The 17,476-nt window shown below is 64.9% G+C and carries 15 protein-coding genes and 1 pseudogene; 6 read left to right on the forward strand and 10 right to left on the reverse strand.

Annotation, left to right across the window (positions count from 1 at the left end):
* Positions 1 to 68 precede the first annotated feature (68 nt).
* From EJ072_RS09245 to EJ072_RS09285, 9 genes are all read right to left on the reverse strand, one after another.
* Positions 69 to 869 carry a lysophospholipid acyltransferase family protein gene (locus EJ072_RS09245; RefSeq protein ID WP_126079423.1) on the reverse strand — a complete coding sequence of 267 codons (801 nt, stop codon included), beginning with the start codon at positions 867 to 869 and terminating at the stop codon, positions 69 to 71.
* Positions 870 to 896: 27 nt separating this feature from the next.
* Positions 897 to 1,391 (reverse strand): N-acetyltransferase, encoded by a 495-nt coding sequence (locus EJ072_RS09250; RefSeq protein WP_040985961.1) that lies wholly within the window; start codon positions 1,389 to 1,391, stop codon positions 897 to 899.
* Entirely contained in the window at positions 1,391 to 2,080 is a 690-nt protein-coding gene (gene tsaB, locus EJ072_RS09255; protein WP_126079424.1) for a tRNA (adenosine(37)-N6)-threonylcarbamoyltransferase complex dimerization subunit type 1 TsaB, read from the reverse strand. Before tsaB ends, EJ072_RS09250 begins: the two co-directional genes overlap by 1 nt.
* A 250-nt stretch (positions 2,081 to 2,330) precedes the next feature.
* Complete coding sequence (locus EJ072_RS09260; protein ID WP_126079425.1) at positions 2,331 to 3,437, reverse strand: DUF1513 domain-containing protein; 1,107 nt, start codon at positions 3,435 to 3,437, stop codon at positions 2,331 to 2,333.
* A 4-nt stretch (positions 3,438 to 3,441) separates the two neighbouring features.
* Entirely contained in the window at positions 3,442 to 4,536 is a 1,095-nt protein-coding gene (locus EJ072_RS09265) for an imelysin family protein (RefSeq protein WP_189343266.1), read from the reverse strand.
* Positions 4,536 to 6,137 carry a di-heme oxidoredictase family protein gene (locus tag EJ072_RS09270; protein WP_126079426.1) on the reverse strand — a complete coding sequence of 534 codons (1,602 nt, stop codon included), beginning with the start codon at positions 6,135 to 6,137 and terminating at the stop codon, positions 4,536 to 4,538. The genes EJ072_RS09265 and EJ072_RS09270 overlap by 1 nt, the downstream gene beginning before the upstream one ends.
* A 12-nt stretch (positions 6,138 to 6,149) precedes the next feature.
* The gene (gene bfr, locus EJ072_RS09275) at positions 6,150 to 6,635 is read right to left on the reverse strand and encodes a bacterioferritin (RefSeq protein WP_040985970.1); all 486 of its coding nucleotides are present in this window, start codon (positions 6,633 to 6,635) and stop codon (positions 6,150 to 6,152) included.
* The gene (locus tag EJ072_RS09280) at positions 6,601 to 6,912 is read right to left on the reverse strand and encodes a (2Fe-2S)-binding protein (RefSeq protein ID WP_126079427.1); all 312 of its coding nucleotides are present in this window, start codon (positions 6,910 to 6,912) and stop codon (positions 6,601 to 6,603) included. The genes bfr and EJ072_RS09280 overlap by 35 nt, the downstream gene beginning before the upstream one ends.
* A gap of 60 nt (positions 6,913 to 6,972) precedes the next feature.
* Entirely contained in the window at positions 6,973 to 8,262 is a 1,290-nt protein-coding gene (locus tag EJ072_RS09285; RefSeq protein ID WP_126083569.1) for an imelysin family protein, read from the reverse strand.
* A gap of 419 nt (positions 8,263 to 8,681) precedes the next feature.
* Between EJ072_RS09285 and EJ072_RS09290 the strand changes: the two genes are divergently transcribed.
* The 3 genes and pseudogenes from EJ072_RS09290 (at position 8,682) to EJ072_RS09300 (ending at position 10,622) form a co-directional block, all read left to right on the forward strand.
* Entirely contained in the window at positions 8,682 to 9,935 is a 1,254-nt protein-coding gene (locus tag EJ072_RS09290; RefSeq protein WP_126079428.1) for an FAD-dependent oxidoreductase, read from the forward strand.
* 119 nt (positions 9,936 to 10,054) lie between these two features.
* Positions 10,055 to 10,312, forward strand: a complete 258-nt coding sequence (locus tag EJ072_RS09295; protein WP_126079429.1) for a type II toxin-antitoxin system ParD family antitoxin — start codon at positions 10,055 to 10,057, stop codon at positions 10,310 to 10,312.
* A pseudogene (locus tag EJ072_RS09300) lies at positions 10,312 to 10,622 on the forward strand (type II toxin-antitoxin system RelE/ParE family toxin). The gene EJ072_RS09295 and the pseudogene EJ072_RS09300 overlap by 1 nt, the downstream one beginning before the upstream one ends.
* A 13-nt stretch (positions 10,623 to 10,635) precedes the next feature.
* Here the strand turns inward: EJ072_RS09300 and EJ072_RS09305 are convergent.
* Complete coding sequence (locus tag EJ072_RS09305) at positions 10,636 to 11,913, reverse strand: 4-aminobutyrate--2-oxoglutarate transaminase (RefSeq protein WP_126079430.1); 1,278 nt, start codon at positions 11,911 to 11,913, stop codon at positions 10,636 to 10,638.
* Positions 11,914 to 12,240: 327 nt separating this feature from the next.
* Here EJ072_RS09305 and EJ072_RS09310 point away from each other — a divergent pair, with 327 nt between their 5' ends.
* Genes EJ072_RS09310 through EJ072_RS09320 form a run of 3 tightly spaced genes read left to right on the forward strand, consistent with a single transcriptional unit; the run spans position 12,241 to position 17,476 of the window.
* The gene (locus EJ072_RS09310; protein ID WP_245463177.1) at positions 12,241 to 13,305 is read left to right on the forward strand and encodes an efflux RND transporter periplasmic adaptor subunit; all 1,065 of its coding nucleotides are present in this window, start codon (positions 12,241 to 12,243) and stop codon (positions 13,303 to 13,305) included.
* Positions 13,302 to 14,375, forward strand: a complete 1,074-nt coding sequence (locus tag EJ072_RS09315; RefSeq protein WP_126079432.1) for an efflux RND transporter periplasmic adaptor subunit — start codon at positions 13,302 to 13,304, stop codon at positions 14,373 to 14,375. Before EJ072_RS09310 ends, EJ072_RS09315 begins: the two co-directional genes overlap by 4 nt.
* Positions 14,375 to 17,476 (forward strand): efflux RND transporter permease subunit, encoded by a 3,102-nt coding sequence (locus EJ072_RS09320; RefSeq protein WP_126079433.1) that lies wholly within the window; start codon positions 14,375 to 14,377, stop codon positions 17,474 to 17,476. Before EJ072_RS09315 ends, EJ072_RS09320 begins: the two co-directional genes overlap by 1 nt.

The raw sequence follows: 17,476 nt of genomic DNA on the forward strand, positions 1-17,476 counted from the left end.
GCTTCTAGCGCCTTTCCGTGACAAAAAACAGACGATTCTGCCTTGTGGGCCCGTCGTGCGCCTCGACTTCACCGGTTCTTGGCCGGGTCGGCGAGGATGCCTTGCATCATCTCGCGCACCTTGGCTTCCATCAGTCTCGCCGTTTCCTTGCGGTTCGAACCCTTGGAGAACGGCACCGGCTGGCCGAAATGCACCTCGGCATCGATCGCGCCTTCGGCAAGCAGGGTTTTGAGATGCGGCATCAGATCCTGGTCGCCGATCCAGGCGGTGATCGGCCGATGGCGGCGGCCCATCGGCATGCCATGCAGGCGCGTATAGGCGATCGCCACGGGCTGGATGAAGACCTGTTCCGCCGCGCCTTCCGAAATCGCCATCGAGGCCGCGCCGAACAACGTGCTCTTGAACGGCAGCACCAGGTTGCCGTCGCCGGTCGAGCCTTCGGCGAACAGCACCATGGCGTCGCCTTTCGCCATCCTCTTGGCGATCTCGCTGGCCTGGTCGCCGGAGGTGCGCTTGCGCTCGCGCTCGATGAAGACGGTGCGCTGCAGCTTGGACAGCATGCCGATCAGCGGCCAGCCCTCCATGTCGGCCCTGGCGATGAACTTCACATCGACGAAGGAGCCGAGCACCATGATGTCGGTCCAGGAAATGTGGTTGGCCGCCACCAGCAGAGGGCGGTCTTTGGCCAAGCTGCCCGTCACATGCACCCGCATGCCCAGCGCCCGCAGGATCATGCTGTGCCAGATCTTCAGGATGACAGTTTCGGGCCACAGCCCCGTCTTCATCGACAGGATCTGCAGCGGCACCAGCACCAGGGAACAGACGACCACATAGAAGAGCGCCAGGAAAATCCGCAATTTCTCGATCATTCGCTCCGGCCCTATCGCGCGGATTGGCTAGCGAAGATCGCGGCGCATGACAAGCGCGCCGGTCGGGCCGTGCTCGGTCGAACGGTAATAGTTCGGGCGATGGCCGACCTGGATGAAGCCGAGCCTGCGGTAGAGCCCGATCGCGGGCGCATTGGTCTCGTCGACCTCGAGGAAGAGCGCTTCGGCGCGCTGCGCATGAAGCTCGCGCAGCACCGCGTCCATCAATTGCCAGCCAAGGCCCTGGCGGCGATGGCTGCGGGCGACGGCCACGGTCAGGATCTCGCCCTCGCCGGCTGCGAGCCGGGCGAGCACGAAGCCGACCGGCGGCTTGGAGCCCTGACCTGTTTCCCGCGCCGCATAGCCGAAGACCGTGTCCTGTTCGAGGAGCGCCGCAAACTCGCCATCGGTCCAGGGCCGCACGAAATCCTCGCGGTGCAGCACCGAAACAGCGGCGCTGTCGGCGACCGTCAGCGGTTCCAGCGCATAATCCCTGCGGCGCGGCTGAAAGAACGGAATGCGCATCAGGGTTCGCTTCCCTTGTCCTGCCTTGGCAGAATGAAACCCGCCTGCTGCTTGGCGTCGGCGCCACGCAGATAGAGCGGCTTCGGCTTCTCGCCGGGTCCCTTGGCGGCGGCCAGCCTGGCATAGGTGGCAATATCGGCGGTGGCGGCGACCGGACCGGTGTCGAAGGCACGACCTGCCGCGTGGGCAATCCGCGGCGCGGCGGTTCCGACAAGCACCGCTTCGGCGCTGATGGCCATGGCCACCGCCTCGGCAAGCGTAGCTACGGATGGTCCGTAAGTCTTGGCTAACGCTCTATCATAGAGCGCCGCATGGATTTCCTCGCGCCCGGCGTCGAGCGCTGCAAGCACCGCGCGCCCGGGAAAAGCCTTCGCGCCCTCGGCTGCCAGGGCTTCCAGAGTCGTCACGCCGATCGCCGGGATTTTCAGCGCCAACGCCAGGCCGCGCGCGGTCGATACGCCGACGCGCAGGCCGGTGAAGGAGCCGGGGCCGATCGAGACGGCAACGGCGTCCAGGTCAGGGTAGCCGACGCTGGCAGCTTGCAGGGCGGTCTCGATGACGGCCATCAGATGCTCGGCGTGCCCCTTGCCGAGATCGCGCAGCTCGCGGCCAAGCTCCTTCCCCGCGTCTGCGTCATAAACGCAGGCGGCGCAGAGACTGGCGGCGCAGTCGATGGCAAGCAACTTCATACGGGCAGCTTCATGGGCCGGTTAACGAACGGATCGAAACACAATTCCCTCTGCCCGGCATGGGGCGCCGCCGCAAGGGCCAGGGCGCAGAAATGTTAAGCGGCTTTGCTTCTAGAGCGCTTCACCGTTTCACGGAAACGGCGGGCCGCCCTATCTCTTTGTTTTGACGCAATTCCGGACAGAGGGTTACGGCGAACGCGCCGAACCTAACCGCTCACACTTTTCCCGGAAATTGCTCCAGGCGCGGCGATCACGCCGTCGCGACAATGCGCAGCATATGGTTGTCCCAGACATAGTCCGGCTCGGAACGGATGGCGCCGGCGCCGCCGACGATCTCGCCGGCGCCGGTCGTCGCCATGAAGCCGCTGCCGTCAGGCGCAAGCCCACAGACCTCCACCAGAGACCGGGTCGCAACCACGCGGCCGCTGGCGGCATCGATGACAGCCAGCGAATTGCCCTCCGGCGAGGTGACGGCGATCGTGCCTGTGACGGCATTGGCGGCGACCGAGCCAATGTAATTGCGGAAGCCGGAGAGCACGTCTTGCGGCATCTCCACCAGTTCGAGTTCCTTGCCGCGCGCGGCGCGGCCAACCAGCGCGGGGCGGTCTGTCGCCGGCCCGCGATATTGGCAGCCGAACCAGACGGTGCCCGCCTGGTCGCGGTCCATATGGCGGATCGAAAGCTGATGAAGCGCCGGCGGCAATTCATGCTTTTCGATCAGGTCGCCGGTGATGCGGTCGACCAGCGTATAGGATGGCTTCATCGTCGCGATGTTGAGCTCGGCGCGGCCATAGTCGGGATGGGTTTCGATGCCGCCATTGGCGATAGCCAGCGTTCGGCCATCGCCGAGCAGGAGCAGCTCGTGAGGGCCCATGCCATAGGTCGGGAACTCACCGACGCGACTGAACCCGGCCTTCGCGTCATAGACGCCGACGACACCGGCCGCGTTGTCGAAATCGTTTTCGGTCGCATAGAGCAGCGCGCCGTCGGGCGAGAACACGCCATGGCCGAAGAAATGCCGGCCGGCGATGCTGGCAATGGTCAAAGGCTTGTCGCGGCCGGCATGGTCGAAGACGACCGCGAAAGTGCCGGGCTGCCGGGCAAAAACGACCGAGCGTTTCGACACCGGATCGAAAGCGACGTCGTGGCCGCGGTCCGGCAGATCGATGCTGTGCAGGATCTTGCCGGCCTCGGACAGCACGGCGGCGCCAAAACTGCCGTCGCGCTTGACGAAAGCCGTGGCAAACACCGCGTCCGCCGCCAGCGTGTCGGCCCAGGCGCGCGGCGCCATGGCGGCGGCGAAGCCAGCGCCCGCGGCGCACAGGAAGTCGCGACGGTCGATGAGGGGAGTTCTCACGGCATCAATCCCCATCCAGCGACGAGAAGCCGGCGGTCAGGCCGAACTCGGCGGTCATCCTGGTGCCGATCAAGGTCGACAGGCTCGAGGTGATCAGCGCGAAATGTTCGAGCTTGTCGCGCAGCGCGGGGTCGGCGAGCGCCTTGTCGATCGGGCCGGGGATCGATTTCGCTGTTGTCACGCCGTTGCTGAGCTGGATGTGGATGGACTCGGCCATCCACTGCGCGTCGGCGGGCAGCGCATCGCCTAGCTTGGAAGCCTGGAACAGCTGGTCGATGCCGGAGAGATTTCCGGCCAGCGAAGCCGCCGTGTTCCGCGAGCGCCAGTAGATCGCCTGCTTTGGCTTGTCGGCGTCCGGCTTGGCGCCAAGGAAGCCCTTGAGCCGCACATCGCGGATCATGTCCAGCTCGTTGATGAAGACGCCGACCAGTTCCGTCACCGCTTCGTTGCCGTCGCGGTAGAGCGGGTTCTTCGGGCCGGGATGAGCCCAGAGCGAAGCGAAGCCGTCGGGCTTTTGCCAGGCATCGCGCACCTCGCCGGCCATGGTTTCGACGTTGCCGGCGACCGCCTCGCCATAGGCGCAAAGATAGGGCTCGTCCTTCCCTGCAAGCGTTTCGGCGCCGTCGCCATAAAGCACGTATTCGAGCGCGCCGAGGCCCTGCATGGCGACGCTCTTTTGCGCCAGTTGCACCGGATCGGTGGCCGACGGGTCCTTCGATGCGAGCGTGGCCTGCACTTGTCTCAGGCCGATGCTCTTGCGGTCCGGCCAATAGAGCATACGCTCCAGCCGGTTGTTTTCCTTGATCGGCCCGAAGGCGATGATCTCGGCCACAGACCAGGCCTCGACCGTGCCGGAAAACGCCGAGCGCGCCGCTTCGAGATTGATTTCGGACGGCGCTTCGCAAAGCTGGTGCATCGCCCTGGCCAGGCCCGCCGCATGCTCGTCAAGACTGGCATAGGCGGGGCGGACGAAGCCATCGATCGCGCGCTCGATGACGTCGGAAGCCTTGACCGCGGCTGATGCCGGCAAGGCAGCGGCCAGAAGGAAAGGAAGAACAAGGACCAGGCATTTCGACATCAGAGCGACGCGTTTTAGCATCAGAGGGACTCCAGGAATTTGATCAACGCATCGCGATCGGTCGCGGCCGCCCCGGCAAAGCGGTCGCGGGCGTTCTGCCCCTCGCCGCCATGCCACAGGATCGCCTCGGCAAGCGTGCGGGCGCGGCCGTCATGCAGATAAAAGGCATTGCCATTGACTGTCGCGGTGAGCCCAATACCCCATAGCGGCGGGGTGCGCCACTCGCTCCCCGTGGCTTCTCCAACCCGTTGTCGGTCCGCAAGGCCCTCGCCCATGTCGTGCAGCAGGAAATCGGAATAGGGCCAGATCAGCTGGAAGGCCTGCGCCTTGTTGGGCGTGCCGCGCATGGTCACGAATTTCGGCGTGTGGCAGGCGATGCAGCCCATTTCGTAGAACTGCTTCTTTCCGTCGAGCACTTGCGGTGTGGCGATGTCGCGCCGTGCCGGCACGGCCAGATTCTGCGAATAGATGGTGACGAGGTCCATCACCGGCGGCGGGGCTTCGGCCGTGCCCAGCCGCTGCTGCACGCCGTTCGGCATGGCCAGGCAATCCTTCTCGGCCACCGTGCAGTCACCCCAAGGCTTCGGCATTTCAGGAGTCGAGATGCCGATATCGCCGGCAAAGGCGTCGGCCGCCTGCTGGCGGATCGAGGCGGTCTGCGCCTTCCAGCCGAAGCGGCCCAGGGTCACCGCACCACTCAACTCGTCGCGCACGATGTTCGGCCGGCCCGAAATGCCATCGCCGTCGCGATCGTCCGGATCGGCATGGGCAAGGATATCGGCTGGCGCGATCTGCTCGATCAGGCCCAGCCCGATCATCGGCGGCGTCAGGCGCGGCGACAGCGTGGTGCGCGGATCGAGCGGGCCATAGCCGGGATTTTCGACGGAATAACGCGGCTTGCGCAGCGCAACGGCGGTGCCGTCGCCGAGCATCACCTTCTCCTCGGAGTACTCGACGCGCACACGGCCTTCGCCCTTGAGGCCCGGAACTGCCAGATCCTGCAATTGCGTGCCATAGACCGGATCGGGAAAGTTCAGCAGCTTGTGGTCGGCGAGCGCCGCTTTTTCCTCTGCGCTGCTGGCGTCGCGCGCGAGCCTGAGGAACATCGACGTCGATCCGGCATCACCTTGCGGCGGGCGGCCGCGGCCATCCTTCAAATGGCAGTTCTGGCAGGCGCGCTCGTTGAACAGCGGGCCAAGACCGTCGGAAGCCTGGGTCGACGACGGCGACGACACCCAGTTCTTGCGGAAAAGCGCATTGCCGAGCTTGAAATTGCCCTCTTCCTCGAAAGTGATGTTGGCGGAGGACTGCGAGAAGGCATCGCGGTTGACGTCCTTGCGCGAGGTGCCGGCGCCGCCCTGCATCAGCTCGAACGGCTCAGGCCTGGTGAAGTCGGTCGTTGGCCTGGTGACGGCCAGGACCCGCGCCTGGTCCTTCGGCGTCAGGTCGGTGCGGCTCGTCGGCAAGGCGGCCGGCTCGCCGGCCAGCGTGGGTGCGGAAAGCACGATCGCCAGCAAAAGCGACGCCCCGCGACCGGTCCGGTATCGCGGGGTCTTCTGAAGCGGCAGGCCGTCGATTGCGGCCGGCCGCGCGCGGCGCGAAAAGTCTACGGGGCGCCGCATTCCCGCATGTCCTTACTCCGCCTCGTTGGCCGAGTCGGCATTGAGCAGGCCGTACTTTTCCTCGCCGATCGAGGCGAGCAGGTCGAGCTGCGTTTCCAGGAAGTCGATATGGCCTTCCTCGTCGGTCAAAAGGTCCTCGAACAGCTTCATCGAGACGAAATCGCCTTCGTCGTGGCAAATCTCGCGCGAGCGCTTGTAGGCGGTGCGCGCGTCATATTCGCCGGCCAGATCGGATTCGAGCACTTCCTTGACGTTCTGGCCGATGCGCAGCGGCGCGACGGACTGCAGGTTCGGGTGGCCTTCGAGGAAGATGATGCGCGCGATCAGCCGGTCGGCGTGATGCATTTCCTCGATCGATTCCGCCCGCTCCTTCTTTGCCAGCTTGGTGTAGCCCCAATCCTCGAGCAGGCGATAATGCACCCAGTATTGGTTGACGGCCCCAAGCTCCAGAAACAGAGCTTCATTAAGCCGCTCGATGATCTGCGGTTCGCCTTTCATGGGTTCTGCTCCCGTATTGGCCGCGCAAGCCTCGCACGCGATCCAGGTGTGAAACGATGTCCACGCCGCCCATCTGTGAGCGGGCGTGGTAGTTCTCGGTGACCCGAATGATCGTTTCCACCACATTTGGGAAACAGCCGCAACAGCGGCCGCGCTTGCGCATCGCGTGGTAGACCTTCGCGGGCACGATCAACTGCCAGGGATCCTCATCCAGCAGGCCGATGATCGTCTGCTCGATCTCCTTCTCGGTGATGATGTTGCAATGGCAGATCAGCATTGACTTGCTCTGGCTGACGGCGCCGGTCCCGCGCCGCTTGGCTGGTATCGAGATCTAAACTTACTTGAACACCTTGTCGGGTGCGTCGAGGCTGTCGGAACCCTCGAAGGCGATCTGGTTCAGCTTGAGCGAGCCGACGGCGCGCTCGATCGACTTGGTCTGGTCGATCAGCGCGTCGATCGCCGCCTGCACGGTGGCGTTGCCTGCGGTGTTGCCCTCGGCAATCTGCTGGTCATAGGCCTCGCCGGCCAACGCGCGCGCCTTGATGGCCTCCATCTTGGCGACGGTGGTGTCGAGCTTGCCCGACAGCTCCTTGTCGATCGCCGGATCGGCGGCCTTCACCATGTCGGACACCGACGGACCCGAAACCACGGAACCGTCGAGCCGCTTGTAGCTGGCATGGTAGGCGTCGCGGATGCCGATCGCGTCATAGAGATGCGAGTTGTAGGTGTTGTCGGAGAAGCAGTCGTGCTCCTCCTCCGGATCGTGCAGCAAAAGGCCAAGCTTCATGCGCTCGCCCGCCAGTTCGCCGTAGGAGAGCGAGCCCATGCCCGTGAAGATGGTGGAGATGCCGGTATTCGCGTCACCGTCCGTGAGGTTCTTGCGCGCGGCGCCGTCTTCCTTCCAGTTGTTGACCATCTCCTGCAGGTCGGACACCAGAAGGTCGCTCGCCGATTTCAGATATTCGGCGCGGCGGTCGCAATTGCCGCCCGTGCAGTTCTTGAGGTCGTAATCCGTATAGGGCCGCTCGCCGGCGCCCGGACCGGTGCCGTGCAGGTCCTGTCCCCAGAGCAGGAATTCGATCGCGTGATAGCCGGTCGCGACATTGGCCTCGACGCCGCCGGCTTCCTGCAGCGTGCCGGACAGGAATTCCGGCGTCAGCTTCGAGGCGTCGACCTTCTTGCCGTTGATCTCGATTTCCTTGTTGGCGATGACATTGGCCGTGTAGAGGGCGTTCTCGTCCGACTCGGTGCCGTAGCTCTTGGCGACATAGTCGATCAGGCCCTCATCCAGCGGCCAGGAATTCACGCGGCCTTCCCAGTCGTCGACGATCTTGTTGCCGAAGCGATAGACCTCGGTCTGCTGGTAAGGGTTGCGCGCCGCCTTCCAGGCTTCGCGCGCGGCGTTCAGCGTGTCGGCGGAGGGGCTGGCGATAAGCGCATCGACGGCCTTGTCCAGCGCCAGCGCGGTGATCAGCGAATCCTCGTATTTGGCCAGAGCGATGTCGGCATAGGTCTTGATCACCGCTTTGGCGTCGGTCTCGGCTTTCGCCGGCAACACGAAAACCGCCGCCGTCAGCGCAGCCGTGGCGCAGATCGCAGCGAGCCTGCCGCCATTACGTGCCGTCATCATCTTTCTCCAGTTCCATGGAAATTCAGCAAAGGGCGCGTGCGTCCACTCACGCCGAGGCATGAGCATGCCGGGAAAATTGGTGGCCGCGCCGATGCGCGGTTCGCGATAAAAAGACACCCTCTTGCCTCCAATCGAAAGGGTTCAAGGCCCAAACATCAAAGGGATACGCTTTGCGCGCAGTCCTCCATAAAGCGAGGGAGAGGCCGGGAGTCAACTGGCGCGACGGAAAAAATTCAATTGAAACAACAGTTTAGAATTATTCTAAACTACGAATGTCAACTTTTAAGCCAGCACTGCCGCTGACTCGATTGACAGACAGCCATTCTGGGTGCGACCCGATCCTCGGCTCTTGCGGCGGCGGCAGACAATCGCCACTTGGCGCAAGGGCTTAGATTTGCAAACAAAAAAGGATTGCGATGACGAACGGGGTTGTGATTGTCGGTGCGGGCCATGCCGGCGTGCAGGCCGCCGCCAGCCTGCGCGAAGAGGGCTATGATGGGCCCGTCGTCCTGATCGGCGACGAGCGGGAACTGCCTTATCACAAACCGCCGCTGTCCAAGACCTTTATCAAGGATCCCGAAGCCAAGCCCCAGCCCTTGCGCGGCGAGGCATTTTATACGGGCAACACCATCGACTACCGGCCGGGCATGCGCATCGACAGCATCGATGCCCGCGCGGGCCGGTTGAATCTCGCAGGCGGTGGAACGCTCGGCTTCGACCGGCTGGTGCTTGCGACCGGCTCGCGGCCGCGCCTGCTCAAGCTCGACGGCGCCGGCCTCGCCGGCGTGGTCTCGCTGCGCTCGCTGGCCGATGCGCGCCTGATCCGCGAGCTCAGCGCGCAAAGCGAGGACGTGGTCATTCTCGGCGGCGGCTTCATCGGGCTGGAGATCGCGGCGACGCTGAGGGCCGCCGGCCGCAACGTCACGGTCGTCGAGGCCGTCGACCGGTTGCTCGGCCGCGCCGTGGCGCCGATCATCGCCGCACATGTGCGCCAGCGCCTGGAGGCGATCGGCGTGCGCATCCTGACCGGCACAACCGTTGCCCGGCTGGAGGGTGACAGCGGCCGCGTCTCGGCAGCGATCACCTCAAGTGGCGAACACCTGCCGGCGCAGATGGTGATCATCGGCATCGGCGTCGTGCCCAATGTCGAACTGGCCGAAACCGCCGGCCTGGCCATCGGCAACGGCATCCGCGTCGACCAGCATATGCAGAGCTCGATCCCCGAAATCCTCGCCATCGGCGACGCCGCCGCCTACCGGCACTGGTTCACCGGCGGCGACGTGCGGCTGGAATCGGTACAGAACGCCACCGACCAGGCCAGGCTTGCCGCGCGCACCATCCTCGGGCACGTGGAGGCCTTCGCCGCCGTGCCGTGGTTCTGGTCGGATATCGGCGACATGAAGCTGCAGATGGTGGGGCTGACGCAAGGCGGGGACAGCCACGTGGTGCTCGGCGATCTCGCCGACAACAAGTTCTCGATCTACCATTATGCCGGTAGCCGGCTGCTCGGCATCGAATCCGTCAATCGCCCCGCGGACCACATGCTTGGCCGCAAGATGCTCGGCGCCGGTTTCTCGCCGACGCCGCAGACGGTGGCAGGCGGGCCGGATTCATTGAAGGCCGCGCTTGCGGCCTTCAATGAGGACGAACCGACCAGGGCGACGGGCTGACTGTTCAATCCACATGCTGGGAACAGCGCTTGGAGTGCGAAAGACGCCAAACCTTGGCAAACGAGCTCCGCCGACTTATCATAAATTGATAATATCGGATAAAGCGAAAGATTTGTTCCATGCCTGCAAGCTACAGCATTGGCTCCCGCCACGAGGCATTCGTGCGCGAGCTTGTCGAGAGTGGCCGCTATGCCAGCGCAAGCGAGGTTGTGCGCGATAGCCTGCGTCTGCTGGAAGAACGCGAAGAGCACCGGCAGGCGAAGCTTGCCGCGCTGCGCGAAGACATCCGCAAGGGTGTGGAGAGCGGACAAGCTATTGCAGCCGACGACGTTTTTGATCGGTTGGAGAAAAGATACGCGGCTGAAAGCCGCAAATAATGGCTCTCAGTTTCGCACCCGCCGCCGTGCAGGACATTGAAGAGATTGGCGATTACATCCGAGCTGAAGATCCGGCCGCCGCCCGCCGCTTGATAGCGGCTCTTCGAGTACGATGCGACACTATCTTGGAGCACCCCGTGGTGGCGCTCCCCGTTCCGAGCTCTGGCCCGGGCTGCGCTCCGTCGCATTCCAGAGATACGTCATCTTTTATACCGTCGAAGATGACGACGTGCGTGTTGAGCGCATCCTGCACGGCTCACGCGACATCCAGGGCATTTTCGATGGAGGGAAAATACCCAAGGATGGTTGAAGCTGACACGCGATCAGGCAGCCCGCGCGTCGCGGATTGAGCTTTCCAGAATATCCAGCGCCTCGGTCATGACGCCGTCCTGGATGGTGATCGGCGACAGGAAACGGATGACGTTGCCGTAGACGCCGCAGGTGAGCAGGATGAGGCCCTTGTCCAGCGCCTTCAGCCGCACCGCGTTGGCGAATTCGGCCGACGGCAGGCCTTTCTTCACGTCGTTGAACTCGACCGCGTTCATGAAGCCCGGGCCGCGGATGTCGACGATCTCCGGCACGTCCTCGCGGATCGATTCCAGCCGTTGCTTCAGCCGCGCGCCCAGCGCATTGGCGCGGTCGCAGAGCTTTTCCTCCTCGATTACATCGAGCACGGCGTGCGCCGCGGCGACGCCGATCGGGCTGCCGCCATAGGTGCCGCCGAGGCCGCCGGGACCGGGCGCGTCCATAATCTCGGCGCGGCCGGTGACGGCCGACAGCGGGAAGCCGCCGGCGAGGCTCTTGGCCATGGTGGTGAGATCGGGCGCCACGTCGTGATGGTCCATGGCGAACATCTTGCCGGTGCGGGCAAAGCCGGTCTGCACCTCGTCGGCGACGAGCAGGATGCCATGCTGGTCGCAGATCTTGCGCAATGCAGCCATGAAGTCGCGCGGCGCTTCGTAGAAGCCGCCCTCGCCCTGCACCGGCTCGACGATGATGGCGGCAACCCGGTTCGGATCGACATCGGCCTTGAACAGCTTGTCGAGCGCGGCGAGTGAATCCGCGACGGAAACGCCATGCAGCGCGACCGGGAACGGCGCATGGAAGACATCGGCCGGCATCGCGCCGAAGCCGACCTTGTAGGGCACGACCTTGCCGGTCAGCGCCATGCCCATGAAGGTGCGGCCGTGGAAACCGCCGGAAAAGGCGATGACCGCCTGGCGGCCGGTGGCGTTGCGGGCGATCTTGATGGCGTTCTCGACCGCCTCGGCGCCGGTGGTGACGAAGACGGTCTTCTTGCCGAACTTGCCGGGCAACAGGCCGTTCAGCCGCTCGGCGAGATGAACGTAGCTCTCATAGGGCACCACCTGGTGGCAGGTGTGGGTGAAGCGATCGAGCTGCGCCTTGACCGCCTCGATCACCTTCGGGTGGCGATGGCCGGTGTTGACCACGGCGATGCCGGAAGAGAAGTCGATATAGCGGCGGCCCTCGACATCCCAGATTTCCGAATTCTCGGCGCGATCGGCGTAGATCTGCGTCGTCATGCCGACGCCGCGCGAAATCGACTGGTTCTTGCGTTCGGAAATGGCTGAATTCTTCATATCGTCCCTCATCGGGCCATCCCTCATCGAGATTGGGCCCGTTCTCGTTTGATGCCGTTGAAATCCCTTCTGGCCTTATTTCATGTTTTGCTCAAGTCGGCACCATGGCCCAGTCGATTGGGCCTGCGAGAATGCCCTTAACCAGGCTGACGAAACACGCCCCGGAAAGAGTTTCCTTTTCCCGCCGATGGATTAATCTCATTTCATCCGCGACGTGCCGCCGGCGGCAGCGGCCCCCACGGCTTGAGGGGAACCATGAGCAGGAAAGCGACATCGTCCGCCTTGCCGTCTTCGCCACACCGCCATCCTTTTCGTTCAAAAACGTTGTTGCTGCTCGTCTGCGCCGGCGCGGCGATTTCGGCGGCCGGCTGCCAGAAGCAGCAGGCGGCGGAAAAGAAATTGCCGGTGGTGGTGACGACGCAAACGGTCGCCCTCGCCGACTACGCGCCGCGAACCTCGCTGACCGGGGTGATCGCCGCACGCACGCTCAACAATCTGTCGTTCCGCGTCGGCGGCCGGGTCGCCGAGCGTCTGGTCGATGTCGGCCAGCATGTCGACCAGGGTGCGGTGCTTGCGCGCATAGACCCGCAGGAACAGGAGTCGGACCTGCGCTCGGCCCAGGCCGATCTCGACGCGGCGCAGGCGCAGCTCACCCAGGCCGAGGCCACCTACCAACGGCAAAAGACGCTGCTTTCGCAGGGTTTCACGACGAGGCGGGATTTCGACAGCGCGGACCAGGCCCTGAAAGTGGCGCAAGGCAGCGTCGACGCGGCGCAAAGCGCCCTCGCCAATGCCAAGGAAAACCTTTCCTACACCGAGCTCAAGGCGGGGGCTGCCGGCGTCATCACGGCGCGCCAGGTCGAGGCCGGGCAGGTGGTGCAAGCGGCGCAGACCGTGTTCACCATCGCCGAGGACGGCGACCGCGACGCTGTCTTCAACGTGCACGAGACGCTGGTTGCCCAGACCCCGCCCTCGCCCGCGGTGACGATCACGCTGCTGTCCGACCCGCAGGTGCGCGCGGTCGGCAAGGTTCGCGAGATTTCGCCGGCGGTCGACACCCAGTCCGGATCGATCCGGGTCAAGGTCGGCATCCCTGACACGCCGGCCGGCATGCCGTTGGGCGCGGCCGTGATCGGCACGGTCAGCGCCAAGCCGGTCAGGGCCATTCTGTTGCCCTGGCAGGCTCTGACATCCGCCACCGGCAAGCCCGCCGTCTGGGTGATCGATCCGTCGAGCAAGGCGGTGACGGAGACGCCGGTCGAGGTGCTCGCCTTCGATTCAGGCATCATCGCCGTCGACAAGGGATTGCAGGAAGGACAGAGCGTCGTTACCGCCGGCGGACAGTTGCTCAGCCCCGGACAAACGGTCGAGATCGCTGGAGCCAGCCAATGAACCGGTTGCGGCACGTCGCTCCCCTGCTTGTCCTAGCCGCGCTCGCCGCCTGCTCGCGCTCGGAAGAGAAGCCGCCGGAGGTCATCCGGCCTGTCCTGTCTGTTGTGATCGAGCCGAAGACCGTCGAGACCTTCGGCTTCGCCGGTTCGGTCGAGCCGCAATACAGTGCCGACCTCGCCTTCCGGCTGCTCGGCCGCGTCGTCTCGCGCGACGTCAAGGTCGGCGACCTCGTCACCAAGGGTACGACGATCGCGGCGCTCGATCCGACGGCGCTGGAGCTTGCCGTCCAGGCGTCGAAAGCCGATCTGTCGAACGCGCAGGCGCAGTTCATCAACGCCGCCGCCAGCGAGGATCGCCAGCGCCAGCTGCTGGCCTCGGCCAACACATCGCAGGCGACATTCGACGCCGCGAAACAGGCGCGGCAGGCGGCGGAAGCCGGCGTCGAGCGCGCCAATGCCGCTTTGGCCAAGTCGCAGGAGCAGCTTGGCTATGCGCGGCTGTTCTCCGATTTCGACGGCGTCGTCACCGCTACCGGCGCCGAGGTCGGCCAGACGGTTTCGGCCGGACAGACCGTCGTCACCGTGGCGCGTACCGACCCGCGCGAGGCGGTGGTCGACATCCCCGATCAGCTGACCGGCGACCTCACCGTCGGCATGCCCTTCGAGGTGGTCCTGCAATCGCTGCCGACGATCAAGACACAGGCGAGGCTGCGCGAGATCGCGCCGCAGTCGGAAGGCGCCACGCGCACAAGGCGCGTGAAGCTGACGCTGGTCGATCCGCCGACAGCGTTCCGCCTGGGCTCGACGATCACCGCGACGCGTATGACCAAGGTGGACCCGACGATCGAACTGCCGATATCGGCGCTGCTCGAAAAAGACGGCTCTGAGAAAGTCTGGATCGTCGATCCGCAATCCTCCAGCGTGAGCGCGCGCGAGATCAAGGTCGCGTCCAAGAGCGGCGGCAGCTTCACGGTGGCCGGAGGGCTCGAGGCCGGCATGCGCGTCGTCACAGCCGGCGTCCACAGCCTCGCCGAAGGCCAGAAGGTCAAAGTGCCGGAGGGCGGTGTCTGATGAAGGGCTTCAACCTCTCCGACTGGGCGCTCAGTCACCGCTCCATGGTCTGGTATTTCATGCTGGTCTTCGTGGTGGCCGGCATCTTCTCCTATCTCAATCTTGGTCGCGAGGAAGATCCCGCCTTCACCATCAAGACCATGATCATCCAGGCCAACTGGCCGGGCGCTTCGGTCAAGGAGACGGTGCAGCAGGTGACCGACCGCATCGAGAAAAAGCTCGAGGAGCTCGACAGCCTCGACTACACCAAATCGGTCACCACTGCCGGCCAAACGGTCGTCTTCCTCAACCTGAAGGACACCACCAAGGCGCGCGACGTCGTGCCGAACTGGCTTCAGGTGCGCAACATGGTCAACGACATCAAGGCGCAGCTTCCGCAGGGCGTGCAGGGACCGTTCTTCAACGACCGCTTCGGCGACGTCTACGGCAACATCTATGCCTTCACCGCCGACGGGCTGACGCCACGCCAGCTGCGCGACTATGTCGAAGATGTCCGCACCAAGATCCTGACTGTGCCGAATGCCGGCAAGGTCGATCTGGTCGGCGCGCAGGACGAGGCCATCTATCTCGAGTTCTCGACGCGCCAGATCGCGGCGCTCGGCCTCAACCAGCAGCAAATCGTGGCCAGCCTGCAGGCGCAGAACGCGATCACGCCGTCCGGCGTCATCCAGTCCGGGCCGGAGCGGATCAGCGTGCGCGTCGGCGGCCAGTTCACCTCCGAGGAAAGCCTGCGGGCCATCAATTTGCGCGTCAACGATCGCTTCTTCCGGCTGAGCGACGTTGCGACGATCCGGCGCGGCTATGTCGACCCGCCGACGGCCCTGTTCCGCTTCAACGGCCAGGATGCGATCGGGCTTGCCATCGGCATGAAGCCCAACGCCAATTTGCTGAAATTCGGCGAGGCACTGCATGAGGAGATGCAGAAGGTGCTGGCCGACCTGCCGGTCGGCGTCGGCGTGCATCTGGTGGCCGACCAGCCTGTGATCGTCGAAGAGGCGGTCTCGGGCTTCACGCGGGCGCTGTTCGAGGCCGTCGCGATCGTGCTCGCCGTCTCCTTCATCAGCCTGGGGCTGCGCGCCGGCTTCGTCGTCGCGCTGTCGATCCCGCTGGTGCTGGCCATCACCTTCACGGTGATGTCCTATCTCGGCATCTCGCTGCAGCGCATTTCGCTTGGCGCGCTGATCATCGCGCTCGGCCTTTTGGTCGACGACGCAATGATCGCGGTCGAGATGATGGTGGCGCGGCTGGAAGTCGGCGACAATCTCCGCAAGGCGGCGACCTTCGTCTACACCTCGACCGCCTTTCCGATGCTGACCGGCACGCTGGTGACGGTCGCCGGCTTCATCCCGATCGGCCTCAACTCCAGCGCCGCGGGCGAGTACACCTTCACGCTGTTCGTCGTCATCGCGGTGTCGCTGCTGGTGTCATGGATCGTGGCGGTGCTGTTCGCGCCGCTGCTGGGCGTCACCATCCTGCCTGCGACGATGAAAGAGAAGCACCACGACCAGCCAGGACGCTTCACCTCGCTGTTCCGGCGCGTGCTTGTCTTCTCCGTGCGCCGGCACTGGCTGACGATCATCGTGACGGTGCTTGTGTTCGCCGCCTCGGTCGCCGGCTTCGGCCTCGTGCAGCAGCAGTTCTTCCCACCCTCCGACCGGCCGGAGCTGATCGTCGACTGGAACCTGCCGCAGAACTCCTCGATCACCGAGACGCGCGACCAGATGGAGCGCTTCGAGCAGCGGGCGCTGGCCGGCAATCCGGACATCGACCACTTCTCCTCCTATATCGGCGAGGGTGCCGTGCGCTTCGTGCTGGCCCATGACGTGCAGCCTGCCAATCCCTATTTCGGCCAGACCGTCATCGTCACCAAGAACATCGAGGCGCGCAACCGGGTGAAGCCGGCGCTGGAGAAGCTGCTGCGCGAGGAGTTCGTCGGCACCGACGCGTTCGTCAAATTGCTGGAGCTCGGCCCGCCGGTCGGCAGGCCGGTGCAGTACCGCGTCGGCGGTCCCGATATCCAGACGGTGCGGGAACTTGCGCAGCAATTCGCCGGCGTGATCTCGGCCAATCCGAAGCTCGCAGCCCCCACCTTCGACTGGAACGAACCGCAGCGCGTGCTGAGGGTCGACGTGCTGCAGGACAAGGCGCGCCAGCTCGGCATCACCTCTTCGGACATCGCCAGCGCGCTGAACAGCACGGTGGGCGGCTCGACGATCACGCAGGTGCGCGACGCGACCTATCTCATCGACGTCGTGGCGCGGTCGCGCGAGGCCGAGCGCGGCTCGATCGAGACGCTGCAGAACATGCAGCTGCCGACCGGCAACGGCGAGTCGATCCCGCTCGCCGCCGTCGCCAACTTCCGCTACGACCTCGAACAGCCGACGGTCTGGCGGCGCAACCGCACGCCGACGATCACGGTGCGCGCCGGCCTGGTCGGCGACGTGCTGCCGGCGACCGTCGTCAACGAGTTGAAGCCGTCGGTGGACGCCTTCATCGCCAAGCTGCCGCCCGGCTATTCGGTCGAGACCGCGGGTTCGGTCGAGGAAAGCGCCAAGAGCCAGGGCCCGATCGCGGCCGTGGTGCCGTTGATGCTGTTCGTCATGGCGACCATCCTGATGGTGCAGTTGCAGAGCTTCCAGCGCCTGTTCCTGGTGGTGGCGGTGGCGCCGCTCGGGCTGATCGGCGTGGTGGCGGCGCTGGTTCCCAGCGGCGCGCCGCTCGGCTTCGTCGCCATACTCGGCGTGCTGGCACTGATCGGCATCCTGATCCGCAACTCGGTCATCCTGATCGTGCAGATCGAGGACCTCGTCAAAGAAGGCAAGGACCGCTGGGCGGCGGTGGTCGAAGCGACCGAGCATCGCATGCGGCCGATCGCGCTGACCGCCGCGGCTGCAAGTCTCGCGCTGATCCCGATCGCGCGCGAAGTGTTCTGGGGACCGATGGCCTACGCCATGATGGGCGGCATCATCGCCGGCACGGCGATCACGCTGCTGTTCCTGCCGGCACTCTACGTGACGTGGTTCAGGGTCAAGGAGCCGAAAGATAGGGAAAGCGTGGCTGTGTCAGAGACCGGAGATCTGGCGCAGACCACCCCAACCTAA

Origin of the sequence: Mesorhizobium sp. M2A.F.Ca.ET.046.03.2.1, assembly GCF_003952425.1 — a bacterium.
Lineage (GTDB): Bacteria > Pseudomonadota > Alphaproteobacteria > Rhizobiales > Rhizobiaceae > Mesorhizobium.